This window comes from Brevundimonas sp. EAKA (assembly GCF_000698025.1).
In the GTDB taxonomy this organism is placed as follows: domain Bacteria; phylum Pseudomonadota; class Alphaproteobacteria; order Caulobacterales; family Caulobacteraceae; genus Brevundimonas; species Brevundimonas mediterranea_A.
Genome location: NZ_JMQR01000187.1, coordinates 1 through 4,362 on the forward strand (window position 1 = coordinate 1; position 4,362 = coordinate 4,362).

Sequence of the window (4,362 nt, forward strand, 5' to 3'; positions counted from 1 at the left end):
GGGGGCGCGTCACCCCTCGCCGTCGCAAACAAAAAGGGCGGGACCCTGCGGTCCCGCCCTTTTGCATTCTCAGCCGGGTTGGCTTGGACTTAGAAGTCCATGCCGCCCATGCCGCCCATTCCACCCATGTCGGGGGCCGAGGAGCCGCCCTTCTTGGGGGCGTCGGCGACGGCGGCTTCGGTCGTGATCAGGATCGAGGCCACCGAGGCGGCGTCGGTCAGGGCGGTGCGAACCACCTTGGCCGGGTCGATCACGCCCATGGCGACCAGGTCGCCGTACTCTTCCGTCTGGGCGTTGAAGCCGTAGGTGGCGGAGCTGTTTTCCAGCACCTTGCCCACGACGATCGAGCCTTCGACGCCGGCGTTTTCCACGATCTGACGGATCGGGGCCTGGATGGCGCGACGGATGATGGCGATGCCGGCGGTCTGGTCGGCGTTGTCGCCGGTCAGGCCGTCAAGCGCCTTGGTCGCCTTCAGCAGGGCGATGCCGCCGCCCGGGACGATGCCTTCTTCAACGGCTGCACGCGTGGCGTTCAGGGCGTCGTCGACGCGGTCCTTCTTTTCCTTCACTTCGACTTCGGTCGAGCCGCCGACGCGGATGACGGCGACGCCGCCGGCCAGCTTGGCCAGACGTTCCTGCAGCTTTTCCTTGTCGTAGTCCGAGGTGGTGTCCTCGATCTGGCGCTTGATCTGGCCGATGCGGGCCTCGATCTCTTCCTTGCCGCCGACGCCGTCCACGATGGTGGTGTCGTCCTTGGTGATCGTGACCTTCTTGGCCTTGCCGAGCATGTCGATCGTGACGTTCTCAAGCTTGACGCCCAGGTTCTCCGAGATGACCTGGCCGCCGGTCAGGATGGCGATGTCTTCCAGCATGGCCTTGCGGCGATCGCCGAAGCCCGGAGCCTTGACGGCGGCGACGCGCAGGCCGCCCCGCAGCTTGTTGACCACCAGGGTGGCCAGGGCCTCGCCTTCGATGTCCTCGGCGATGATCACCAGCGGACGGCCCGATTGCACGACGGCTTCCAGGATCGGCAGCATGGCCTGCAGCGACGACAGCTTCTTCTCGAACAGCAGGATCAGGGGCTCTTCGAGTTGAACCTCCATCTTGTCGGCGTTGGTGATGAAGTAGGGCGACAGGTAGCCGCGGTCGAACTGCATGCCTTCGACGACGTCCAGCTCGGTCTCGGCGGTCTTGGCTTCTTCAACCGTGATGACGCCTTCGTTGCCGACCTTGGCCATGGCCTTGGCGATCATTTCGCCGACTTCAGCGTCGCCGTTGGCCGAGATGGTGCCGACCTGGGCGATCTCGGAGTTGTTCTCGACCTTCTTGGCCGAGGCCTTGATGTCGGCGAGGACGGCGGTGACGGCCTTGTCGATGCCGCGCTTCAGATCCATCGGGTTCATGCCGGCGGCGACGGCCTTGAGGCCTTCCTGCACGATCGATTGCGCCAGGACGGTTGCGGTGGTGGTGCCGTCGCCCGCCTTGTCGTTCGTCTTCGAAGCGACTTCGCGGATCATCTGGGCGCCCATGTTCTCGAAGGCGTCTTCCAGCTCGATCTCTTTGGCGACCGACACGCCGTCCTTGGTCGAGCGCGGGGCGCCGAAGGACTTCTGGATCACGACGTTGCGGCCCTTGGGACCGAGCGTCACCTTGACGGCGTTGGCGAGCACGTTGACGCCGCGCAGCATCTTGTCGCGCGCGTCGGTGTTGAACTGTACGATTTTAGCGGCCATGCGGGCAGCTCCTTGAATGAGTGGTTAGTGACGAGTGGCGAGTGGCGAGTGAAGTGCAGAGTCGCGGGACAATGAGCCGGTATCGGCTCCTCTCGTCACTCGCCACCCGTCACTCGCCACTGGCGTTCTGAGCGTCAGCTCAGGACGCCGAGGACGTCCGACTCTTTCATGATGATCAGGTCGTCGCCGTCGATCTTCACTTCCGTGCCCGACCACTTGCCGAACAGGATGCGGTCGCCGGCCTTCAGTTCCAGGGCGTTGACCTTGCCGGATTCGTCACGAACGCCGGGGCCGACGGAGACGACTTCGCCTTCCTGCGGCTTTTCCTTGGCGGTGTCGGGGATGATGATCCCGCCCTTGGTCTTGGATTCTTCTTCAACGCGCTTGACCAGCACGCGGTCGCCGAGCGGACGAAACGCCATCGGTTCTCTCCTTATGTACCCCCCGGACGGGGGCGACTTGAAAACGGTGGGTCAGCCTCTCTTCGATCACCGTTTTGGCAGCCGACCGGTGAGAGTGCTAACGCGATCGGGAGTTAGTCAGAGCAGGGGCCAGCGTCAAGCGGGGCGGCCGGGGGGGTCTGCGAAACTTCCGCGACAAGTGAACCGAAAATGAATGGCGGGCTCCGAGGACGTTCAAGCGGGGGCTGGCAGAACCGTCTCGACGCTGGATGCATTTCCTTCCTCGGAAACGCGGACCCGGCCCGAAAAATAAAAGGAGACGACCATGTCCAAGATGTTGAAGATCACCGCCGCCGTCGCCGCTCCTGTCGTCGCCATGGGCCTGATGGCCGCCCCGGCCTCGGCGCAATCCCGTGACCGCGACCGCGACGACACCGCCCGCAACGCCCTGATCGGCGCGGCCGTCGGGGGCCTGGCCGGCGCCATCTACGGCAACGGCGACGGTCGTTATATCGCCGGCGGCGCCCTGGGCGGCGCGGCCATCGGCGCCGTGGCCTCCTCCTCGAACCGGGGTTCGGGCTGCGAATATTATCGCGGCGGCCAGTGCTACCGGAACCAGGGCCACTGGGAGCGGGAACACGGCATCAACAGCCGGGATCCGCGCTGGGAGCAGCGCCGCGACTATCGCGACTATCGTCGGGACCAGCGTTATGACCGCCGGGATGACCGTCGCGACTACCGCTACGACCGCCGCTGGTAGGCGACGGATCCGATGAAGAAGGGCGTCCTGCGGGGCGCCCTTTTTGTTAAGCCGCGTCCTGGCGCGCGCCCCAGTGCGGGAAGGGATCCTCCAGCCTGGACCAGCCCTTGGGCCCGCGCTCCATCTCGAACCGGGTCAGCAGGGCGGCGTCGAACATCGAGGTCAGCAGGTCGCGGTTCATGTCCTTGCCGATCAGGACGATCTCCTGACGGCGGTCGCCATAGGGCTGACGCCAGACCGCCTCGATCGCCTTCAGCCATTCGGGATTGTCGTCGGGCCAGCGATCGCGCGGGGCCGAGGCCCACCACAGGCCGCCCCATTCGTGTTCCGTCACCGCCCCGGCCTGGCTCCAGGACCCGACATAATCCATCCGGCTGGCCAGCCAGAAGAAGCCCTTGGAGCGCCAGACGCCGGGCCATTCGCGGTTCAGCAGGTCGTGGAAGCGCCGGGGGTGGAACGGTCTGCGCGCCCGATAGACGAAGGTGGAGACGCCGTATTCCTCGGTCTCGGGCGTCACCTCGCCGCGCAGGGCCTGGGACCAGCCGGCGGCCTGTTCCGCCTGCTCCATGTCGAACAGGCCCGTGCCGATCACCTGATCCAGAGGCACGGCGCCCCGCACCGCCTCAAGGATCCGGGCGCGGGGATTGAACTGGGTCATCATCGCCTTCAGCGTCCCGAGTTGGACCGCGTCGAGCAGATCGCACTTGTTCAGCACGATGACGTCGGCGAACTCGATCTGGTCGATCAGCAGATTGGCGACCGTGCGCTCGTCGTCCTCGCCCAGATGTTCGCCACGGGTCTTCAGTCGGTCGGTCGAGGGATAGTCGCGGTGGAAGTTGAAGGCGTCGACCACCGTGACCATGGTGTCGATCCGGGCCAGGTCCGACAGGCTGAAGCCGTCCTCGTCGCGGAAGTCGAAGGTGGCGGCGACCGGCATGGGTTCGGAAATTCCGGTGGATTCGATCAGCAGACAATCGAACCGACCCTCGCGCGCCAGCTTGCCGACCTCGATCAGCAGATCCTCGCGCAGGGTGCAGCAGATACAGCCGTTGGACATCTCCACCAGCCGTTCCTCGGTCCGCGACAGGTCCGCGCCGCCGCCGTCGCGCACCAGGGCGGCGTCGATGTTCACCTCGCTCATGTCATTGACGATCACCGCGACCCGCAGCCCGTCGCGGTTCGACAGGATGTGGTTGAGCAGGGTCGTCTTGCCGGCCCCCAGGAAGCCGGACAGGACGGTGACGGGCAATTTCTTGAACTCGGACACGAAGGCGCTCCACGGCTGCTACGCCGAGCTTGACCACAGCCGGGCGACTATGAGAGTTACGTTATAGTATAACACACGTAGTCAGCAAGGTTTTCCATGGCGGTCGGCGCTGTCGTCCAGGGGCTTGCGCCCACAGTCTTCACCACCCTGTTCGAGCCGCAGGTGCGGATGGCGATCTGGTCTAGGCCCAGCCCCATGCCG

4 protein-coding genes are annotated in these 4,362 nt (G+C 65.4%); 1 reads left to right on the forward strand and 3 read right to left on the reverse strand.

What is annotated here, in order from left to right:
• Positions 1-89 precede the first annotated feature (89 nt).
• Together groL and groES are read right to left on the reverse strand one after the other, a co-directional pair.
• Positions 90-1,733 carry a chaperonin GroEL gene (gene groL / locus ER13_RS16330; protein WP_035310987.1) on the reverse strand — a complete coding sequence of 548 codons (1,644 nt, stop codon included), beginning with the start codon at positions 1,731-1,733 and terminating at the stop codon, positions 90-92.
• 134 nt (positions 1,734-1,867) lie between these two features.
• Positions 1,868-2,155 (reverse strand): co-chaperone GroES, encoded by a 288-nt coding sequence (groES, locus tag ER13_RS16335; RefSeq protein WP_008259448.1) that lies wholly within the window; start codon positions 2,153-2,155, stop codon positions 1,868-1,870.
• 304 nt (positions 2,156-2,459) lie between these two features.
• Between groES and ER13_RS16340 the strand changes: the two genes are divergently transcribed.
• Positions 2,460-2,894, forward strand: a complete 435-nt coding sequence (locus tag ER13_RS16340; protein ID WP_008261117.1) for a hypothetical protein — start codon at positions 2,460-2,462, stop codon at positions 2,892-2,894.
• A 46-nt stretch (positions 2,895-2,940) separates the two neighbouring features.
• On the opposite strand, the gene zigA is transcribed toward ER13_RS16340, so the two are convergent.
• Complete coding sequence (gene zigA, locus ER13_RS16345; RefSeq protein ID WP_008259191.1) at positions 2,941-4,161, reverse strand: zinc metallochaperone GTPase ZigA; 1,221 nt, start codon at positions 4,159-4,161, stop codon at positions 2,941-2,943.
• Positions 4,162-4,362 lie beyond the last annotated feature (201 nt).

Bases quoted from the DNA above. Each gene is read 5' to 3' on its own strand.
- groL (WP_035310987.1), bottom strand. From the start codon at position 1,733: ATGGCCGCTAAAATCGTACAGTTCAACACCGACGCGCGCGACAAGATG.
- groES (WP_008259448.1), bottom strand. From the start codon at position 2,155: ATGGCGTTTCGTCCGCTCGGCGACCGCGTGCTGGTCAAGCGCGTTGAA.
- ER13_RS16340 (WP_008261117.1), top strand. From the start codon at position 2,460: ATGTCCAAGATGTTGAAGATCACCGCCGCCGTCGCCGCTCCTGTCGTC.